The 1894-nt window shown below is 53.7% G+C and carries 1 protein-coding gene; it reads left to right on the top strand.

The features are described 5' to 3' along the window. Window positions 1–175: 175 nt before the first annotated feature. Window positions 176–1300 (top strand): aminotransferase, encoded by a 1125-nt coding sequence (locus DW732_RS09690; RefSeq protein ID WP_118099417.1) that lies wholly within the window; start codon window positions 176–178, stop codon window positions 1298–1300. Window positions 1301–1894 lie beyond the last annotated feature (594 nt).

Here is a 1894-nt window from a genome sequence, read left to right as displayed (position 1 = left end):
GCGCTGCATGAGCATGCCCTTCTGGCGCGAGGACCTCTAAGGTTTTCAAAGACCCGTACAGGTCTTAATACAAACATCTAGCTGCCATTAGATGTCTCCCAATGGGACGGTGCGGTTCTTTCGCACCGTCCCATTCATGTTTATTGACGCTAAATTAAGATCAGATAAGGTGGCCATGGATATCAAGACAATTGGCGTTGAGGAATGGCTCAACGTTTGGGAGAAGAGTGCTACATGGGATATCGCTCAGTCGACGATCTCGTCGCTGACCATGGGTGAGCTTCGCGCACTTGACGAGCAGGACGGTGCTACGTTCTACGAGAGCCTGGATCGCGAGAAGATGAATTACGGCTGGATCGAGGGTTCGCCGGAGTTTAAGGCCGAAGTCGCCAAGCTGTATCGTCGCGAGGTCAATCCCGATCACATTTTGCAGACTAATGGCTGTACGGGTGCTAACCTCAATGCCATCATGGCTGTTGTCGAGCCCGGCGATCACGTGATTGCCGAGTGGCCTACCTATGCGCCGCTCTATGAGATTCCGCGTACGCTCGGTGCCGAGGTCGAGTATTGGGAGCTTCGCGAGGAGCTTGGCTGGAAGCCCGATATCGAGGAGCTCAAGCGCCTGGTGCGTCCTAATACCAAGCTCATCTGCATCAACAACGCATCGAACCCCATCGGAACGGTGCTCGATGCCGATACACTCGGCCAGATTGCCGAGATCGCCCGCTCGGTGGGCGCCTACGTGCTGTGCGACGAGGTGTATCTGCCGCTCGAGAACACCGAGTCCTTTATATCGATGGCCGACGTGTACGAGAGGGCCATTGTCACCAACTCGGTGTCCAAGACCTATTCGACGCCTGCGGCTCGCGTGGGCTGGGTCGTGGCCGACGAAGAGGTCTCCAACCGCATCCGCACCTATCGTGACTACACCATGATCTGCGGCGGCGTGTTCAACGACGCCCTGGCGACCTACGTGCTCGAGCACAAGGATAAGATCCTTGAGCGCAACCGTAAGATCGTGTTTGGCAACCGTGATATCGCTCAGGCATGGATCGATACACAGAGCCGCGTCTCTTGGACGGCGCCGCAGGGCGTATCCACCTCGTTTATCCAGCTGGATATTCCCGAGGACGATGAGGAGTTCTGCAAGCGCCTGTTGGCCGAGAGGGGAGTGCTGCTGGTTCCCGGCAGCCGCTTTGAGCTTCCCTGCGGCGCGCGTCTGGGCTACTGCGCGAGTGAAGACGTTCTTCGCGAGGGCCTGAGGCTTCTGGGCGAGGCGCTGGCCGAGTTCGATCGGTAGCCCCTTGAGGATTTCGAGGGCCTAAACCTTACTGGGCCCTCGATGTACCGAATGCAGACCCGCTCCCTTTGGGGCGGGTCTGTTTGTCTTTACCGCCGAAAAAGTCAAGTTGTTACAAATAGAGACGCAAAACAGGCGGGGTATCCGAGGGGCCGTATACTGAGCTTCCGGTGAACGGTATCCAACGTCTGGTAAACGGTAGCCTGGTTGCTAAAAATGAATAGGACGAACTTTTTTCTGAATAAAAATCAAAATGGTTGAGACATAGCAAGAATTACGAATTCTATTCATACATTTGCGTGAAATATGCAAATTGAGGGTGGTTTAAGAAAGATTAGTTCCAATTGATTTTCCGGTTAAAAAAGCGTTTAAGCACGTAAATAAACTTTATTAAATCAAAGTTTGCCATGCGTGAAGTATATGTGTATGCCGTTCACCCCCTATAAAAAACCGTTCGGGGGCAAGGTGGAAGTATGGGCTGATTTTGGATATAAATATGTCGTCAGCAATAACGCCTCACACGGAGGGGCGCTAACGAATCGGCCCTGACAAGGGCCCGAAAGAAAGGTAGGAGGCCATGACGAAAGGTCTGCA

This window comes from Collinsella sp. AM28-11LB, assembly GCF_003469895.1.
Taxonomy (GTDB): domain Bacteria; phylum Actinomycetota; class Coriobacteriia; order Coriobacteriales; family Coriobacteriaceae; genus Collinsella.
Note: the sequence above shows the minus strand (reverse complement) of the source record. Positions and strands in the feature narration are given on the sequence as shown.

Bases quoted from the DNA above. Each gene is read 5' to 3' on its own strand.
- DW732_RS09690 (WP_118099417.1), top strand. From the start codon at position 176: ATGGATATCAAGACAATTGGCGTTGAGGAATGGCTCAACGTTTGGGAG.